General features: G+C 66.4%; 17 protein-coding genes. 3 read left to right on the plus strand and 14 right to left on the minus strand.

Features of this window, described 5'->3' with window-relative positions:
- On the minus strand, positions 1 to 864 hold the full coding sequence (locus ACNQR1_RS25220) for a LysR family transcriptional regulator (protein ID WP_418048393.1): 864 nt from the start codon (positions 862 to 864) through the stop codon (positions 1 to 3).
- A gap of 197 nt (positions 865 to 1,061) precedes the next feature.
- On the opposite strand from ACNQR1_RS25220, the gene ACNQR1_RS25225 reads away from it, so the two are divergent.
- A complete protein-coding gene (locus tag ACNQR1_RS25225) occupies positions 1,062 to 2,012 on the plus strand; it encodes a DMT family transporter (RefSeq protein ID WP_418050491.1) in 951 nt (316 codons plus the stop codon).
- Here the strand turns inward: ACNQR1_RS25225 and ACNQR1_RS25230 are convergent.
- The 4 genes from ACNQR1_RS25230 to ACNQR1_RS25245 all read right to left on the minus strand — a co-directional run bounded on the left by ACNQR1_RS25230 (position 1,923) and on the right by ACNQR1_RS25245 (position 4,962).
- A complete protein-coding gene (locus tag ACNQR1_RS25230) occupies positions 1,923 to 2,801 on the minus strand; it encodes a phosphatidate cytidylyltransferase (RefSeq protein WP_418048394.1) in 879 nt (292 codons plus the stop codon). The two genes, ACNQR1_RS25225 and ACNQR1_RS25230, sit on opposite strands and share 90 nt — an antisense overlap.
- Entirely contained in the window at positions 2,801 to 3,358 is a 558-nt protein-coding gene (gene frr, locus ACNQR1_RS25235) for a ribosome recycling factor (protein ID WP_418048395.1), read from the minus strand. The genes ACNQR1_RS25230 and frr overlap by 1 nt, the downstream gene beginning before the upstream one ends.
- Positions 3,359 to 3,373: 15 nt before the next feature.
- A complete protein-coding gene (gene pyrH / locus ACNQR1_RS25240) occupies positions 3,374 to 4,123 on the minus strand; it encodes a UMP kinase (RefSeq protein WP_301683902.1) in 750 nt (249 codons plus the stop codon).
- A gap of 146 nt (positions 4,124 to 4,269) precedes the next feature.
- The gene (locus ACNQR1_RS25245) at positions 4,270 to 4,962 is read right to left on the minus strand and encodes a class I SAM-dependent methyltransferase (protein ID WP_418048396.1); all 693 of its coding nucleotides are present in this window, start codon (positions 4,960 to 4,962) and stop codon (positions 4,270 to 4,272) included.
- Positions 4,963 to 4,998: 36 nt separating this feature from the next.
- On the opposite strand from ACNQR1_RS25245, the gene ACNQR1_RS25250 reads away from it, so the two are divergent.
- Positions 4,999 to 5,439, plus strand: a complete 441-nt coding sequence (locus tag ACNQR1_RS25250; protein ID WP_418048397.1) for a MarR family winged helix-turn-helix transcriptional regulator — start codon at positions 4,999 to 5,001, stop codon at positions 5,437 to 5,439.
- 74 nt (positions 5,440 to 5,513) lie between these two features.
- Positions 5,514 to 6,665 carry a glycerate kinase gene (locus ACNQR1_RS25255; RefSeq protein WP_418048398.1) on the plus strand — a complete coding sequence of 384 codons (1,152 nt, stop codon included), beginning with the start codon at positions 5,514 to 5,516 and terminating at the stop codon, positions 6,663 to 6,665.
- Here ACNQR1_RS25255 and ACNQR1_RS25260 read toward each other — a convergent pair.
- From ACNQR1_RS25260 to ACNQR1_RS25300, 9 genes are all read right to left on the minus strand, one after another.
- On the minus strand, positions 6,643 to 7,098 hold the full coding sequence (locus ACNQR1_RS25260; protein ID WP_418048399.1) for a DUF350 domain-containing protein: 456 nt from the start codon (positions 7,096 to 7,098) through the stop codon (positions 6,643 to 6,645). The genes ACNQR1_RS25255 and ACNQR1_RS25260 overlap by 23 nt on opposite strands.
- Before the next feature lie 21 nt (positions 7,099 to 7,119).
- Positions 7,120 to 8,283: a glutathionylspermidine synthase family protein gene (locus ACNQR1_RS25265; RefSeq protein ID WP_418048400.1), complete on the minus strand. Its 1,164-nt coding sequence runs from the start codon at positions 8,281 to 8,283 to the stop codon at positions 7,120 to 7,122.
- Positions 8,284 to 8,844 (minus strand): hypothetical protein, encoded by a 561-nt coding sequence (locus tag ACNQR1_RS25270; protein WP_418048401.1) that lies wholly within the window; start codon positions 8,842 to 8,844, stop codon positions 8,284 to 8,286.
- 154 nt (positions 8,845 to 8,998) lie between these two features.
- Complete coding sequence (locus ACNQR1_RS25275; RefSeq protein ID WP_418048402.1) at positions 8,999 to 10,975, minus strand: primary-amine oxidase; 1,977 nt, start codon at positions 10,973 to 10,975, stop codon at positions 8,999 to 9,001.
- A complete protein-coding gene (locus ACNQR1_RS25280; RefSeq protein WP_418048403.1) occupies positions 10,972 to 12,531 on the minus strand; it encodes an APC family permease in 1,560 nt (519 codons plus the stop codon). The genes ACNQR1_RS25275 and ACNQR1_RS25280 overlap by 4 nt, the downstream gene beginning before the upstream one ends.
- 26 nt (positions 12,532 to 12,557) lie before the next feature.
- Complete coding sequence (locus tag ACNQR1_RS25285; protein ID WP_418048404.1) at positions 12,558 to 13,286, minus strand: ABC transporter ATP-binding protein; 729 nt, start codon at positions 13,284 to 13,286, stop codon at positions 12,558 to 12,560.
- A 6-nt stretch (positions 13,287 to 13,292) separates the two neighbouring features.
- Positions 13,293 to 13,859: an FtsX-like permease family protein gene (locus tag ACNQR1_RS25290; RefSeq protein ID WP_418048405.1), complete on the minus strand. Its 567-nt coding sequence runs from the start codon at positions 13,857 to 13,859 to the stop codon at positions 13,293 to 13,295.
- Positions 13,856 to 15,031, minus strand: a complete 1,176-nt coding sequence (locus ACNQR1_RS25295) for an FtsX-like permease family protein (protein ID WP_418050492.1) — start codon at positions 15,029 to 15,031, stop codon at positions 13,856 to 13,858. The genes ACNQR1_RS25290 and ACNQR1_RS25295 overlap by 4 nt, the downstream gene beginning before the upstream one ends.
- Before the next feature lie 163 nt (positions 15,032 to 15,194).
- Positions 15,195 to 16,679 (minus strand): amidase, encoded by a 1,485-nt coding sequence (locus ACNQR1_RS25300; RefSeq protein WP_418048406.1) that lies wholly within the window; start codon positions 16,677 to 16,679, stop codon positions 15,195 to 15,197.
- Positions 16,680 to 16,693 lie beyond the last annotated feature (14 nt).

Consider the following 16,693-nt stretch of genomic DNA (forward strand, 5'->3'; position numbering starts at 1 on the left):
TCAGGCTTGTTCGGCGAGAACGTCGTGAACGGTCCGTTCGACGGTGTCCAGGACATCGGAGTCCACCCCGGCACGCCCGCGGACGAAGACCGATGCGCGGCTGGCCGGGGGCAGCCCCTCGGCCAGGCACAGCCCGTCGGGCAGCCGGCCGATCATCGGCAGCAGTGCCACACCCAGACCGGAACGCACCGCTGCGAACAAGCCGGACAGGTTCGCGGACTCAGCGACGATGCGGTAGTCGGTCCCGCACCGGTCGAGCGTGGCGAACGTGGGTTCACGCAACGTGCACGGTTCGGAGAACATCACCACGGGCAACGGTTGACCGGCCGCCGCATCGGCATGCGCAGCGAAATTGCGGCTCGAAACCCACTTCAGCGCAAGCGTTCCGGAGGCATGAGCGGGATCCAGCCCGGAACCGTCGAGCATCACCGCGAGATCGACCAGACCGTGTTCCAGGGCATCGGCGAGCGTCACATTACGGTCGAGACGAAACCGCAACCGCCAGTTGGGCAACCGCTCGCCCAGTGCCGAGGTGAGGGCAGGCAGCATGACGTCGGCGCCGTGCTCGGTGGCGCCGATCAGCAGCACCTGCTCCTCGGCCGCGCCGAGATCTGTCAACGCCGCGTCGTGCGCGGCGAGGATGGCCCGCGCGTGGCCGAGGACGCGATGCCCCAGTTCGGTGAACGCGACCCCGCGGCCGGACCGTTCCACGACGGGACCGCCGACGACGGCCTCGATGCGCCGCACGTGCTGACTGACCGCGGACTGCGTCATGTGCAACACCGCGGCGGCGCGGTGAAACCCGCCACAGTCCGCCACCGCCACCAAGCTGCGCAGCGGTGCGATGTCCAGCACCTGACCCATGCCGCCAAGGTACTCCGATCAGCGATTACGATCAAAAACCAGATATTTCCTTCTATTCACCGAGTCATTCCGCCATAACGATCAGTATCTGCGATCAATCGTGATTGCCGATAATCGTTGGACCGGCGGTACGCCGCTCACCCACGATGGGGATCATGGCGACCACCGCGATGCGCACGCGAGGAGCGATTCAGCCGATGCCGATGCGCACGGCGACGACCGTGACGTTCTTCTACGCCCTGGGCTATCCGATCGGAAACCTCGCGGTGCACGCCCTCTCCCCGATGGCGGTGCTGGCCTTCCGGTTCGGCCTGGCCGGCCTGTTCCTCGGTACCTGGGCCGCGCTCGCCCGGGTCCGCTTCCCCACCGGCCGCAAGCTGCTCCACGTCGCGGTTGCCGGTGTGCTCATGCAGGCCGTGCAGTTCTGCGCGCTCTACATCGCGATTCAGCATGGCGCGCCGGCCGTGCTCTGCGCCGTCGTCATTGCGATGAACCCGGTCGCGACGGCCCTGCTGGCCGCGATGTTCCTGCACGACCGGTTGACACCACGCCGGGTGCTCGCCTTGGTGCTGGGCGTTGCCGCCGTACTGGCAGCATGCGCGACGCGACTGATGGCCTCGGGTGGGATCGATCCGGCTGTCGGATTGCTGTTGGTGGCCTTGCTCGGCCTGGCCGCCGGCGGGGTCTATCAACAGCGGTTCTGCTCCGATGTCGACTTCCGGGCCTCGACGTCCGTGCAGAACGCCGTCGCCTTCATCCCAGCCGTGGCACTCGCGCTCACCACCCCGGTCGAGGTGCACGACCTCACCAGGGCCGTGCTGGCGGTGGCGGGCGTGGTGTTGCTCAACGCCACACTCGGGGTGTCGCTGTACGTGCGGGCCATCAATCTGCACGGCGCTTCGGCGGTCGCGATGCTGTTCTGCGTCATCCCCGCGGTCGCCGGGGTGTTGTCCTGGTTCATGCTCGGCGAGCGGGTGAACGTCGGCATCGCCGCGGGACTGGTTCTCGGTGCGATCGCGTGCTGGCTGAACGCCTCGGGCGCACGCGGCAAACGCGGTCTAGGCGAGGAGCGTCAGGACGATCCAGCCGACGACGGCCGACGGCAGCATCGCATCGATCCGGTCCATGATCCCGCCGTGGCCGGGTAGCAGCGTGCCCATGTCCTTGATCCCGAGATCACGCTTGATCTGAGATTCGACGAGGTCACCGAGCACGCCGGTGATGACCAGCAACAGGCCCAGCGGCACGCCCACCCACGCCGGCTTGTCCAGCAGGAACGCCACCGAGACAACGGCAGCCGCGATGCCGAACAGCAGTGAACCGCCGAGGCCTTCCCAGGATTTCTTGGGGCTGATCGCCCGCGCCAGCAGGTGCTTACCGAACAGCACGCCCGCGACGTAACCGCCGATGTCGGCGAAGACGACGGTGACGATGATGGTGAACACCCGGGCTCCGCCGTGGTCGGCGAAGATGAGCAGTGCGGTGAAGGCCGCGAACAACGGCACCCAGGTGGCCAGCAGGATCGTGGCGGCGATGTCGCGCAGGTAATTGACCGGTTGCTGGTCCAGGCCCTGGCCGACCAGACGCCACACCATGCAGACGACGACCGTCCCGCCGTAGGCGCCCAGCAGACCTGCTGCCCCGAACGGCCAGGTCAGCCAGATCATCGCCTGGCCACCGAGCAGCAGCGGGACGGTCGGCAATGCGTAACCGTGTTCGCGCAGCCGGCGGATCACCTCGTGCGTGGCGATGGCGATGGCCACTGCGAGCAACGGCAGCCACCAGATCGGCGCGAACAGGAGGGTGCCGATCGCCAGGGCGCCGAGGACGACGCCGACGGCGATGGCCGCCGGCAGGTCACGGCCGGCCCGGGACTGTTTCTTCTGCGGTTCTCCGACCGGTGTGTTTGTCACGAAAGGTATTTGCTGATCGGTCACTAGACCTCCAGCAGTTCGCCTTCCTTGTGCTTGACCAGGTCGTCGATCTGGCTGGTGTAGGTGTGGGTGGACTTGTCGAGGTCCTTCTCGGCACGTCCGACCTCGTCCTCGCCGGCTTCACCGTCCTTCTTGATCCGGCTCAGCTCTTCCATCGCCTTGCGACGGATGTTGCGCACCGACACCTTGGCGTCCTCGCCCTTGGACTTGGCCTGCTTGACCAGCTCGCGGCGGCGCTCCTCGGTGAGCTGCGGGATGGAGATCCGGATGATGCTGCCGTCGTTGGTCGGATTGACCCCGAGGTCGGAGTTGCGGATCGCGTCCTCGATCGGCTTGAGCTGCGACGCCTCGTACGGCTTGATGACGACCATGCGCGCCTCGGGGACGTTGATGCTCGCCATCTGGGTGATCGGCGTCATCGCCCCGTAGTAGTCGATGTTGATTCGGGAGAACATGCCCGGATTGGCCCGGCCGGTCCGAATGGTGGCCAGGTCGTCACGGGCCACACTCACGGCCTTTTCCATCTTCTCTTCGGCGTCGAAGAGAGTTTCGTCGATCACGTCGGCTTCTCCCGTTTAGGTGGTGACCAGTGTTCCGATCTTCTCACCCGCCACCGCGCGGGCGATATTGCCTTCGGTGAGCAGGTTGAACACCAGCATCGGCATCCGGTTGTCCATGCACAAACTGAAGGCGGTGGCATCGGCGACCCGCAGGCCGCGATCGATGACCTCGCGATGGCTGACCTCGGTGAGCAGCTCGGCGTTCGGATCCTCGCGCGGATCGGCGGTGTAGACGCCGTCGACGGCCTTGGCCATCAGCACCACGTCGGCCCCGATTTCGAGCGCCCGCTGCGCAGCGGTCGTGTCGGTGGAGAAGTACGGAAGTCCCATGCCGGCACCGAAGATGACGACGCGACCCTTCTCCAGGTGCCGCACGGCGCGCAACGGGATGTAGGGCTCGGCGACCTGCCCCATGGTGATGGCGGTCTGCACGCGGGTGTCGATGCCCTCTTTCTGCAGGAAGTCCTGCAGCGCAAGGCTGTTCATCACGGTGCCGAGCATGCCCATGTAGTCGCTGCGGGTGCGTTCCATCCCGCGCTGCTGCAGCTGGGCGCCGCGGAAGAAGTTGCCGCCGCCGATCACGACCGCGACCTGGACACCGCTGCGCACCACCGCGGCGATCTGGCGGGCCACCTGATGCACGACGTCGGGGTCGAGGCCGACCTCACCGCCGCCGAACATCTCTCCGCCAAGCTTCAGCAGAACCCTCGTATAGAAGGGACGAATGGGTGCTGCGCCCTCGCCGGCGACATTCGGATCCGCCATCGGTCTCCTCGGCACTCCTCGCATGTAGAGAGCCACCCGGGTTACCCCTGGACGGCCTCTCTATCCTGCCCTATGGCGGGCAGCACACCTAGCGGGGGGAGCCCTCGCGGACCGAGTGTCGCCGGCGGGCGCTGGTCAGCCGGCAGCTATCCCAGGTGCGCCTGAAGCAGCCAGGCCGCCATCGATTTGCGGCCGTTGGCCTCGTCGCGGATGCCCATTCCGGCGAAATCGGCGAAGTTCGCGAATTCCGGTGGCACGTGGGCGTGGATCCGGGCCGGCCGGACATCGTCGATCACCCAGTACTTGCCGACAACCTCGCGCAGTTCGTCCTCGGTGACCGGATTGGCGGGCCCGCTGTCCCCCATCGTCCCCTTGTCGAACACCAGCACGAAGTACGAGGCGCCGGGTGCGGCGGCACGCACGATCGACTGCTGGTAGCCGTCCCGGAGTTCCACTGGCATGGAGTGGAACAGCGTCGAGTCGATGATCGTCCCGAAGCGGCCGTCATAGCCGGTGAACGCGCTGATGTCGGCGACCTCGAAGCTGGCGTTGGTCAGGCCCCGCTTGGCGGCCTCGGCGCGGGCCATGTCGATGGCGGTGGCCGACTGGTCCAACCCGACCGCGGTGAATCCCTGCTCGGCCAGGTACAGCGCGGTAGCGGCTTCGCCGCAGCCGGCGTCGAGCACGTCACCGTGGACTTTGCCTTCGGCGATCAGCGCCGCGATCTCGGGCTGTGGTTCGCCGATGCTCCACGGCGGGCGCGCCCCGGCGAAGTCGGGAGCCTCACCGCGGTAAGCCGATTCGAACATTGCGTCAGACATTTCGCTTGGTGTGGTCATACGTCCGGTATATCAACCTGGTTGATATGTGTCAATATGCTTGATATGAATTCCGATACGCGGGGCGTCCTGGAGGAACAGCCGCTCGGATACCTGATGTACCGCGTGGTCGCAGTGCTGCAGCCCAAGGTCGCCGCACAGTTGCAACCGCTCGGGCTCAAACTGCCCGAATTCGTGTGCCTGCGAGTCCTGTCCATGGGCCCCGGTCAGTCCAATGCCGAACTCGCGCGCCACACCAACGTCTCGCCGCAAGCCATGAACAACGTGCTGCGCGGACTGCAGGACCGCGGCGCGGTACGCCGACCCGCCACCGTCGAGTCGGGACGGGCGCTGCCGGCCGAACTGACGGCCGAGGGAGCCGAACTGCTCAAACGCGCCGAAGCGGCGGTGCTGGCCGCCGAGGACGAAGTGCTCGAAGCGCTGGACACCGAACAGCGACGTGAACTCAAGCGGCTGCTGGCCCATGCCGTGACGTGAACTCCCCCGGCCGGCCCCAGGGCGGCCCGCTACGGCGCGCCGAGCAGAGCCGCAGTGGGTAATGTCGCCAGCCAATGAAGATCGTGCTGGCCCCGGACTCCTTCAAGGAGTCGATGACCGCGTCGCAAGCGGTGGCAGCCTTGCGCGAGGGCGTCCGGTCGGTCCTGCCCGACGCCGAGTGCATCGGGGTACCGATGGCCGACGGCGGTGAAGGCACCGTGGACGCCGTCGTCGACGCGCTGGGCGGCGATCGGGTCACGGTCGAGGTCAGCGATCCACTGGGGCGCCCAGCGCGGGCCACCTACGGCTACGTCGCCGAGCGCCGCTTGGCCGTGATCGAGATGGCCGGCGCCTCGGGCTTGGAGCTGGTGGCGCCGGCGGACCGGGACATCCTGCGTGCCGGCACATTCGGGGTCGGACAGCTCGTCATCTCGGCGCTGGATCACGGCGCGACCGAGCTGCTGATCGGGATCGGCGGTTCGGCCACCAACGACGGCGGGGCCGGCATGCTCACCGCGCTGGGCGTGTCCTTCACCGATGCCGACGGCTCCGCGCTGCCGCCCGGCGGCGCGGCCCTGGCCCGGCTACATCAGGTCGACGTCTCGGGTCTGGATCCCCGATTGGCCGATGTCCGGGTCCGAATCGCATCCGACGTCACCGCGCCGTTGCTCGGAACCGGTGGTGCCAGTGCGGTTTTCGGCCCGCAGAAGGGGGCCACCCCCGACGACGTCGAGGTGCTCGAAGCCGCGTTGACCCGGTTGGTGGAAGTCACCGGCACCGCGCTCGGCCACGCCGATCCCGACCGCCCGGGAGCCGGAGCCGCCGGCGGACTCGGCTTCGGCCTGCTGGAGTTCCTCGCCGCCGAATGCGCTCCGGGTGTCGAAGTGATCGCGCAGACCGTCGGACTCGAGCAGGCGCTGACCGGGGCGGACTGGGTTTTCACCGGCGAGGGCAGCGTCGACGCCCAGACCATGTTGGGAAAGACACCGTTCGGCGTGGCCCAGGTGGCCGCACGCACCGGCACCCGGGTGGTGATCTTCGGCGGCCGGGTGTCCGCCGACGCCGACGTGCTCCTGGCCAACGGCGTCGACCAGCTGGTGGCCATCACCGCGCCGGGCACCCCGCTGGATCAGGCGCTGCGCGACGGCCCCGCCGCACTGACGCGCGCGGCCACCGAGGTGTGCCGGACTCTCGAGCGGGAAGCTAGAGAATCGCCGCCGCGATGATCAGGCCGAAGGCCACATAGGAAGCCGTCACGACCAGGACCTGTGGGGTGAATTTCTCGGAGGCCAGGACGCCGCCGATGTCGATACCCTTGATCGCACCGACGAGCCGCACCGAGAACGCCTGGGCCGCAATGCCCAACAGGCCGAACACCAGCGTGGTGATCAGGCCCTGGATCAGGTCACCCGACGAGCTGTAGATGGCCAGCACGACGATGAATGCCATCGATATCACGCCGGAGGCCGCCACTGCAGCGGCGTTGGGACGCCCGGCCTGCACCAGGGTCCGCAACGGACCTGGCGTGGTCCAGTCGATGACGTAGAAACCCAGGACCATCAGCGCCACACCGACGATCGAGTACAGGACGATCGCCGAAACCCCGTGACCGAGGAGCGACCAGTAATCGGAGCCGAGCGCAACCGTGGTGGTAGTCATATTGGAGTTGTTCCTTCCGGGTCACTGCGGGATGCGGTGTGGCACAAAGGCAGCGCCGTTGTCGGTGACGAGACCGGAGGTCTCGCGGATCCCGAGTCCGGCGGATTCGTCGCCGACCATCCACGCGCCCAACGCGGGGCGCATGTCGTCGAATTGCGGTAGCGGATCGAGCAACTGGTACACGTAGCCCTCTTCGCCGTACACGCCGCCGGTCTCGGTCTCGTACCCGGCACCGACGATGGTGATGTTGGCACCCTCACGTCCCAGTTTGGGTTTGCGCACGTACTCGGTCAGCTCGTGCGGGTCATCGACGTAGGCGGGCAACAGATTCGGGTGGCCCGGATACATCTCCCACAGCACCGCGAGGATCGCCTTGTTGCTCAACAGCGTCTTCCACAGCGGTTCGACCCACATGGTGGCGGGCATCTGCTCGACCGCCCGGCGACCGAAATCGTCGTCGAGCATCCACTCCCACGGGTAGAGCTTGAAGATGGAGTCCATGGGCGCTTCTGCGAGGTCGACGAACCGATCGAGGTCCGCGTCGAACCCGATGTCCTCGATCGCCAGGCCCACGGTGTTCAGGCCGGCCTCGGCCGCGCACTCCTGCAGGTAGGCAACCGTCACATGATCTTCGCCGCTGAGCTCGGCGCCCGACCAAGTGAAATACGTCTCGGCTCCCGGCAGGCGGTCGCGGATTTCCTTCCAACGGGCAACCAGCTTCTCGTGCAACGAGTTCCACTGATCGTCGTCCGGATAGACGTCAGTCTTCCAGTGCCACTGCAGGATCGCCGCCTCCAGCAGTGTGGTCGGGGTGTCGGCGTTGTACTCCAGCAGCACCGGCGGCCGGCGGCCGTCGTACCGAAGATCGAAGCGGCCGTACAGGTGCGGGTCACTGCGGCGCCAGGACTTCTCGATGTGCTCCCAGCTCCATTCGGGAAGCCCGAAGTCACGGTAACGCCCGGTCAGTACGACGTTCTCGACGGCCTCCAGGCACATCGAGTGCAGCACCTCCACCGAGGCCTCGATCGAGAGCACCTCGTCCATGTCGAAGACGTAGTGCACCGACTCGTCCCAGTACGGGCGGTCGGCGCCGGTCGCGTCGCGCGCCGGGGTCCCGTAGCACATGCCTTGGTCGGCGACGATCTGTTCCCAGCCGGCTCGCGGGGAACTACGTTGACGGCGCATTCAGCTCCCCGAGCTCTTGCCGTAGCTCGACGACGAACCGAAGCCGCCGCGCGAGATCGACGTCCCCGACTTGGTCTTGGCCGTGGTGCCCTTGGGCTGCTCGATGGTCCCGCCCCGGGCGATGGTGCCCACGCCGCCGTTGTTGCCGCCGTAGTAGTACCGGTACGGCGAGCCCAGGTAGATGAACGTGCCCCCGGAACCGCTGTGGCCACTGGAGCAATACGAATCGGGCACCACCTCGTTGGTGCCCTCCTTGACGCAGGACGCCGCGATCTCCTCTTTGTGCAGCAGGTGGTAGCCCAGCGCGATCACGCCCACCACGCCGACCACGGCCACCGAGCCCATCAGAACCTTCTTGCCGGTGGCGGCGCGGCGCTCGCGCTGCTCCTCCTGCTGCCTCGCCCACTCTTCGGCGGCCTCGCGCGCCTTCTGCGCTTTGTCTCGCTGGCGTGCCTCGGCCACGGTCGGTGGCCGCGGCGTGGTCGTAGCCGGATCCTGCCAACGTATCGATCCCCGACCGTCCTGGCTCTCGCTCCACTGCTCGTCTGGCCCAGACGTCATTCACACCCCCGCAAACTCTGACACCTGCCGGTCATCATAAGAGCAAGCAGCCACTTGTTGCCCCGGCAGTTGACGAAATGTTCGCACGAGCCGACGCGGAGGCCCCCGGTTCACCGGTATCCGAGGGCATCCGCGCCAGTCAGGGGCCCGCGACTCAGTGGTGGTGGCACGCCGCCGGCGGCGACGGCGGAACATCGAGCGCCGGGTTGCCGTCGAAGAACCCCACCGGTTTGAGCTTGAAGCCGGTGTAGTGGCACGGCATCACCGGCCAGTCCTCCGGGCAGACCACATGGTGGGCACCCACGGTGTACCAGAGCACCAGGTCGGTATCCGTCAGCGGCGCGTCGTCGGCGACATACTGCGGCAGTCCCTGGGCATCGGCGCACTGATACATGTAGTCCCCCGCGGCGAAGAGTTCCCTGGGGTCGTATCGGGTGACCCACAGGTTGTGCTGGACGAACCGGGCCCGGTCATAGATCACGGACCCCTGCTGCACCATGACCGGGACGATGTCCTTCGGCATCAGCTTGTAGCCGACCGGTGCGCCGAACTCGTTGAGCTTGGAGGGATTGACCACCTTCCAGTACCGGCCGGTCGAGTACTCCCAGTCCCGGGCCCCTTCGGACTCCGAGGCCACCAGGGTGTCCCGCGTTATCCAGGCATTGTGGTGCGGGTTCAGTTCCGGGTTCGGCTCGGGGATCGAATCCACCTCGTACACACTGTTTCCCGGACCGTCGATGCTCATGTCCATCCGGAAGTTGAAGAAGTGCTGATGGTTGGGACCGTACATCCCGGGTGCCACCATCTTGCCCCAGCGCGGGGTCTCGCCGGCGGGAACCGCACCGGTGGTCAGCACCCCGGTGAGTTTGACCTCCATCTCGATGGACGCATCGTTGTAGAAGTACCAGAAGAAGCCGTACTCGTAATTGCCGACGGTGCAGATCATCGAGATCACCAACCGCCGGGACCGCCGGACCTCGACCTCGCCGGTGCGGAAATCGGTGTGCTTCCACGAGATCCCGTAGTCCTCCTCGTGCATGCAGATGGCGTTGGGGATGGTGACGGCGTTGCCGCTGGAGTCGTTGACCGTTCCGTCGAAGTAGAAGATCTCACCGAGACAGTCACAGCCAAGGGTCAACGGATTGGCCGAGAAGCCCATCCCCACCTCGCCCATGTCGAAGACGTTCTTGTTCCAGTGCGTCGGCGACGAATCACCGTATGGCACCACCATTTCCGATAGCGCGGCGCGGTACATGATGGGCCGGACCTCGCCACGGTCGGTGTAGGTCACCTCGTGCAGGACCAGGCCCTCGCGGGGGTTGAACCCGACCCGCAACGACCATTTCTGCCAGGTGACATTCCATCCGTCGACGGTGAAGCTGGGCCCGTGGGGCTGGGTGATGTCGATCGTCTTGACATCGTCACGAAACTGCGTGAACGCGGGCCGGTTGTCGGGCGTGAACATGAACTGCCCGGAGTAGTTGCCGCCCTTGGACGGTAACGGGACCGCGCCGTGGTCCTCGATGTCGATGACCTCCATGTTGTCCAGGTCGAACGTGACGATCAGGCCCTCGACGGGCCGCGCGTACCCGTTCTCCGACGGTGCCGCGCGCATGAAAGTCAGCGGCCGGCAGATCAGCGGCGAGTTCTCGTAGTGGTCCTGCGCGCCGTAGTATCCGGCCGGCCACGGATCGATCATTGCCAGGCTGAAGTCGGTCACGCCCCGCTTGCGCATGGCCTCCTGCCAGCGGGGGTCGTCCCGCACCTTCTCCTCCACCCCCGTCATGTGTTCGACCAGATAGGAGGGGAATCGGCCGGGAATCGGAGTCCACGAATCGATCACCCTCGCGTCCAGATCGACGACGGCCTCATAGATCAGCTTGGCGGCACCGTCGTACATCGTCACGAACGCCTGACGCGGGACCTCGACCTCCCCTGAGAACGACAGCGTCGCAGTCTTGGCCGGCTCGGCCAGCTGGATCATCACGAACTTCAACGTCGTTGTGGCGTAGTCCGATTCGGCGATGACAGCCGCCGCCGCCTCGATCTCGGCACCGGTCAGCGGATCGAGTGGATAGCGGCTTGCGGCATCGGTGGGCTCGGTCGGCACCAGGGTGCTGTCCATGGTCATCGGGGAAGATCCTCCTTGGTGGCAGTCGTGCCTTCTGCGGTGAGGTCGAACACGGCGAGATGAGCCAGGGCATCCTCCTGCGAGACCTTGTGCGCCGAGCGGCGGCCGAAGACGTAGACCACCAACCCGAGTGCGAACATGCCGACGCTGATGCTGCCCACCCACTTCATCCACTCGGCATCCCCGACCCCGGCACTGGTCAGCCATGATTTCGCGAACGAGTAGTAGACGCCGCCAATGGTGCCGAGGGTGCCGACGATCACGGTGATCCAGACACCGACCATGCCGCCGGGGATGCGCCAGAACGTCTCGTTCTCATAGCGATCGGCGTACTTCTTGCGGGCGATGACGACCGGGATCAGAAAGAAGAAGCCGGAAAGCAGCCACACGGTCGACAGGCCACCCTGGAGGAAGATCGTCGTGTTGACCAGGCTGCTCTGCGAGTACAGACCGACCAGGATCAGAGAGGAGATGACCCCCTGGATCAGAATGGCGGACACCGGATTACGGGTGCGCGGGTTGAGATGGGTGAAGATCCGCGGCAGGTGCCGCTCCAGCCCGGAGACGAAGATCAACCGTGAGTAGGCCACCTGATACGTCATCAACGCGACCACGATGATCAAGGCGAGCACGACGGCGCAGATCTCCATCAGCCCGGGGAATCCCGCGACGTCCAGCATGCCGATGACACCCGTCACGGCGTCGATCTCCGCGGTGGGCAACGCCATCATCGTGCCCAGCGTCGTCAGCAGGTAGATGGCGACCAGCGCGGTCGAACCCCAGAGGATCATTCGCGGGCCGCTCTTGCGCACCGACAGGAACTCCGCGCCCATGTTGTACGGCGTCTCCACACCGAGCAGGTAGAGCAGCACGGTGCCATACAGGAAGCCCGATACGGCGAAGTTGGGAATCGTCGCTTCGGACCAACTGAACGGCGTCGCCGAACCGTTCTTCACCGCGAAGAGCACGCCCGAGATGAAGATCGTCAGCGCAAGGATGCCGAACACCACGAAGACGACGTTCATGATCCGTTGATTGGCGGCGAGTTTTGCCAGTGCCAGGCCGACCACCGTCCACAAGATCACCAGTTGCAGGATGACGCTCGTCATCACACCGAGCTCGGCGTGGAAGGCCAGCAACAGGAATGAGAGGACCACCGCAGGCGACGATGCGGCATTGAGGATCACCGGCACCCACGACAGGTAGCCGCCGATGAAGCCCCAGGTCTCACCCATCGTCCGGGTGGCCCAGATGTAGACACCGCCCTGCCCGGGCCACAGGTTGCCGAGTTCCACCACGGCCATGCCTGCGGGGACCAGGAACGTGAGAATGCCCAGCACCCACATGGGGATGGCGGTCCACCCACCTGTCGCCATCACCGAAGAGCCGGTGATCCAACAGATGATGAAGACATAGGCCGCGGTCAGTCCGAAAGTGCTCATCACCTTGGGCAGGATCTGTTCGGGGACCAGCTCGGTCGTCATCAGCTTGTCGCGCTCTGACGCCGCGGCCTCGGTCGGATTGCTCCTCGCGAGCGCGGCCAGTTCTTGAGTCATTTGAGTCGTCTCCCAATACCGTTGATTCAGCTGACGATTTGTCCGTCCCGCATCCGGACGACACGGCTCGCTTCATCGGCCACCGTGGGATCGTGGGTGCTTGCGACGACCGTGACGCCCAATGTCGAGCACAGGTCACGCAGCATGCGCACCACCGTCTCCCCTGTGCGGTGGTCGAGGTTGGCCGTCGGCTCGTCGGCAAGTACCAGCGTCGGGCTGCTGATCAGCGACCGTGCGATCGCGGTGCGCTGCTGTTCACCACCCGACATCTTCGTGGGCTGGTGATGCACTCGGTGCCCGAGACCCACCAACTCGAGCAGTTCGGTTGCGCGCTTGCGCAACGACTTCCGGTCGTACGGCTCGAACATGAGCGGAAGCTCGACGTTCTCGACCGCGGACAGGAACGGGATCAGGTTGTAGCTCTGGAAGATGAAGCCGATGGTGTCGTGCCGCAGCGCCGCGAACTGGCTCTCCGTCAACTGCGCGGTGTCCTGTCCGCCGATCGTGACGGTGCCCTTGGTCGGACGGTCCAGCCCGCCGATGATGTTGAGTAGTGTGGACTTTCCGCTGCCACTCGGGCCCATCAGACAGACGAACTCCCCCGGCATCACCTGGAGTTCGGCGGCGACGAGGGCCTTGACCACCTCGTCGCCGAGCTTGTGCAGTTTCCAGACGTTGCTGACCGCGATGACGGGCTTCTTGACCGGGTCGGCGTCTTCCATTGCAGCAGCGGCGGTGTCGTGAAGTGCGGTCATGCTGGCTCAGCCTCCCGAAGTCAGGGATCGAATGGGTGGACGTGATGCGGCGTTGAATGTGGGCACGAAACTCGTTGCGACCGCGGCCGCGACGCTGACCCCGACGGCGATCGCCGCGCCGACTGCCAACCCGGAGTAGGACACCCCGGTGGGCGCCAGGCCTACCAGCGAGACCACGATGCCGGTGGCACCTGCGCAGGCCGCACCGATCAGTGAGCCCAGGACGGCGGCCACCACCGGTTCGACCAGGAGAGCTGCGATGACGGGCGCGCGGGGTATGCCGTTGGCTCCGAGCACCCCGAGTTCACGGGTACGGTGCGCCACGGTTCGGGTGGTCGCCACCGCGACTTCGACTACCCCGACGAGCAGCACGGTGACCGCGATCAGGAGCACCGCCCGGTTGATCTCCTCGGCGTGACCCAGTGCCGCCGACTGTGCACGGATCCCCGACGACATCCCGAACACCAGCACCACCAGGAAGGCCCCGGTGGCAGTGGTCACCACCGGCAGCCCCATCTCGCGGATCCGCCGCCGGGCGGACAGCCATCCGTAGGCCAGGCCCTTGCTGTTCACCTTGCCCCCAGGAGGTCGACCGGACGTTGCTGCAGGAGCCGGTGCACGGGCACCAGGGCGCCGACGATGGCCATAGCGGGCAGGAACGCAGCTACCATTCCGGCTGCCTGCGCCCATGCGGTCAGTGTGGCGATCTCCGGAATAACCAGTGCCACAGCGATTCCCGCTCCGATCACACCGACCGCGTAGGCCGCCATGAAGACGATCGCCGACTCGACCAGGAAGAAGTACAGCACCTCGTCGGCCAGTCCGATGCTGCTCATGATCCCGAATTCGCGTTTACGTTCGGCGACTGCAGCCAGGAAGGACGACACCGCGATGACGAATCCCAGAGCGAGCCCGATGGTGGAGATCAGCCCCAAGGTCGAGCCGGTGACCTGCCCCGAGAACAGCGCCGAGAACTTCTGCTCGAAGCTGAGCGGACCCGAGCCGCCGACCGTGTCGTAGATCAGACCGTGACCGCCGGGCTCCGGCTGCACCGACGGGTCGGCCGTGGCCGGTAACCCCACGGCGGCTCCGAAGGTCTGGGCAAGGTCGCGGCGATGTTCGTCGCCCGGCGGCGCCGTGACCGTCCACCAGCCGTTGTCGCCGACGAGCAGTCGGGCCAGCGCGGGTGCCACGGTCATCGACTCCCCCGCCCCTGAGACCTTCGCAGTGAGCGGCAGAGCCCCCACGTCGATCACATCTCCGGACGCGACCCCCAACCGGCCCGCCAATCCGGAGCCCAAATATGCTTGGCCAGAAGGTACTTCATCACTGCCGCGTAGGGACACCGCAGCGCCGTCGATCACCGTCACACCAGAGATCGTCATCCGGCCGTGCCAGCCGTCGGGCAGGTCGAACGCCGGAGGCGGTCCATCGGCAACCAGGGCGCGGGCCTCGTTGTCATAGTGCACACCGGCGGCCGGCACCACCCACAACTGGGCGTCACCCAGTACATCGACGACCGAGTCAGCCCCGGTGAGCGCAAAACTCGCCGAGATGGTGCGCACCACGGTGACGCACGCGATGGCCAGCGCGATCCCGAGCACTGACAACACAAACCGTTCGGGCCTGCGACGAATGTTGGCCAGTGCGAATCGAATCAGACACCCGAAGGTGCCCCCGGTCCGCACCGCAGTAGTCGCGATCTCCGGCGATCGACGGGCTGTGGATGCTTGAGACGACGGTATCGAAGCTACGGTCTCCACAGTGGGGAATGCTGCGAGCCGTGTGTTTCCCCCGGAGCAGATCGCAGTGTCGCGCGAGTTAACACCCGCTGATCGGCGTTACGTCATGATGTCGCCGATGCAACGGATTTCGTCGTCAGGCCTGGCCGACGAGTTCAAAAACCGCTTATTTCACTGCTTTTCGCGCGCGTTTGCGTGGGGCGGCGGGGGCCGGATCCTGAATGCGCGCCCAGGGCCTGGCCTCTTCGAGCTCGTAGGCCAGTTCCAGAAGCAGGGCTTCCCGGCCGCGGGTCGCCGAAAGCATCATGCCCACCGGGAGGCCGGCGTCCGTCTGGGCCAGCGGCAGTGAGATCGCCGGATCTCCCGTGGCGTTCTGCAGCGGTGTGAACGCCACCCAGCCCAGCAGCCGGTCGATGATCTGCTCGTAGTCCGCGGTCGGGTCGAGGCGGCCGATCTCCAGGGTGGGCTCGGCCAGGGTGGGCATGAGCACGGCGTCATAGCTGTTGGACAGCCGCTCGGTGACCCGCCGCGACCGGGCCAACCGCGCAGTCGCGGTCGGGACCCGGTGCAGATTGCGCGATGCGTGTCGTTCGAGACCCAGCGTGAGATTGTCCAGCTTGTCTCGATCGAAGCTCGGGCCGAAAGACCGCTTCCCGCCGCGCACCAACGCATATGCCAGGAACGCCCAGTACAGCAGGAAGTCATCCTTGAAACGCGCTTGGACCGGGTTGCCGATCACGGTGATCCGGTGGCCGAGTTCCTCGAGCAGCGCGGCGGTCTTGTGCGTCAGCTCCGTCATCTCCGGGCCCGCGTCGTGCACGACGGATTGCGTGCACACCGCGATGCGCAGCCGCTGCTTTCCCGGACGGCTGACGTCGCCGATCGGTGGAAGTTTGGGATTGCGGTAGACCTTCTCCATCTCGCGGTAGAGCGCGGCGGTGTCACGCACCGATCGGGTGAGCACCCCGTCGGACACGATCCGCAGCGGCATCATCCGCATGTTCTTGTCCTGCGGCAGCCGGCCCCGGGTCGGCTTGAGGCCGACCAGCCCGTTGCAGGCGGCGGGGATGCGGATCGAGCCGCCCCCGTCGTTGGCGTGCGCGATGGGCACGGCGCCCGCCGCGACGAAGGCACCCGAACCCGACGACGACGCGCCTGCCGTATAGACGGGGTTCCATGGGTTGCGCACCGGGCCCAGCCGAGGATGTTCGCACGACGCGCTGAAACCGAACTCCGAGAGCCGGGTCTTGCCCAGCGGCACCAGACCGGTGGCGAGGTAGGCACGGGCGAAGTCACCGTTGGCCGGTTCGGCCCGAGGTTCCCAAGCATCCGTGCCGCTCATGGTCGGCATCCCCTGCACGGCGGTGTTGTCCTTGACGAAGGTCGGGACACCGTCGAAGTACCCGCCGAAGGCGCTGGGAGCGGCGCCGCGGGCATGGGCCCGGTCGAAGGCCTCGAACGCCAGTCCGTTGAGGGTGGGGTTGACCGCCTCCACCCGCGCGACGGCGGCCTCGATCAGGTCGGCGGCAGATACCCGGCCGGCTCGCAGTTCCTCGACGAGGCCGACGGCGTCGTGCTCGCCGAGGGCATCATCGCCGAAGGCGCTGACACGGGTCGGGACTTTTCGCGCTCCGCGCTGACCGCTAGTCACGCCCCGACGCTAGC

Source organism: Mycobacterium sp. 48b (assembly GCF_048282725.1).
Classification (GTDB): Bacteria; Actinomycetota; Actinomycetes; order Mycobacteriales; family Mycobacteriaceae; genus Mycobacterium.

Coding starts and splice junctions, on each gene's coding strand:
- ACNQR1_RS25245 (WP_418048396.1), bottom strand. CDS start 4,962: ATGACCACACCAAGCGAAATGTCTGACGCAATGTTCGAATCGGCTTAC.
- ACNQR1_RS25270 (WP_418048401.1), bottom strand. CDS start 8,844: ATGACGTCTGGGCCAGACGAGCAGTGGAGCGAGAGCCAGGACGGTCGG.
- pyrH (WP_301683902.1), bottom strand. CDS start 4,123: ATGGCGGATCCGAATGTCGCCGGCGAGGGCGCAGCACCCATTCGTCCC.
- ACNQR1_RS25280 (WP_418048403.1), bottom strand. CDS start 12,531: ATGACTCAAGAACTGGCCGCGCTCGCGAGGAGCAATCCGACCGAGGCC.
- ACNQR1_RS25220 (WP_418048393.1), bottom strand. CDS start 864: ATGGGTCAGGTGCTGGACATCGCACCGCTGCGCAGCTTGGTGGCGGTG.
- ACNQR1_RS25225 (WP_418050491.1), top strand. CDS start 1,062: ATGCCGATGCGCACGGCGACGACCGTGACGTTCTTCTACGCCCTGGGC.
- ACNQR1_RS25250 (WP_418048397.1), top strand. CDS start 4,999: ATGCTTGATATGAATTCCGATACGCGGGGCGTCCTGGAGGAACAGCCG.
- ACNQR1_RS25255 (WP_418048398.1), top strand. CDS start 5,514: ATGAAGATCGTGCTGGCCCCGGACTCCTTCAAGGAGTCGATGACCGCG.
- ACNQR1_RS25265 (WP_418048400.1), bottom strand. CDS start 8,283: ATGCGCCGTCAACGTAGTTCCCCGCGAGCCGGCTGGGAACAGATCGTC.
- ACNQR1_RS25275 (WP_418048402.1), bottom strand. CDS start 10,975: ATGACCATGGACAGCACCCTGGTGCCGACCGAGCCCACCGATGCCGCA.
- ACNQR1_RS25260 (WP_418048399.1), bottom strand. CDS start 7,098: ATGACTACCACCACGGTTGCGCTCGGCTCCGATTACTGGTCGCTCCTC.
- ACNQR1_RS25285 (WP_418048404.1), bottom strand. CDS start 13,286: ATGACCGCACTTCACGACACCGCCGCTGCTGCAATGGAAGACGCCGAC.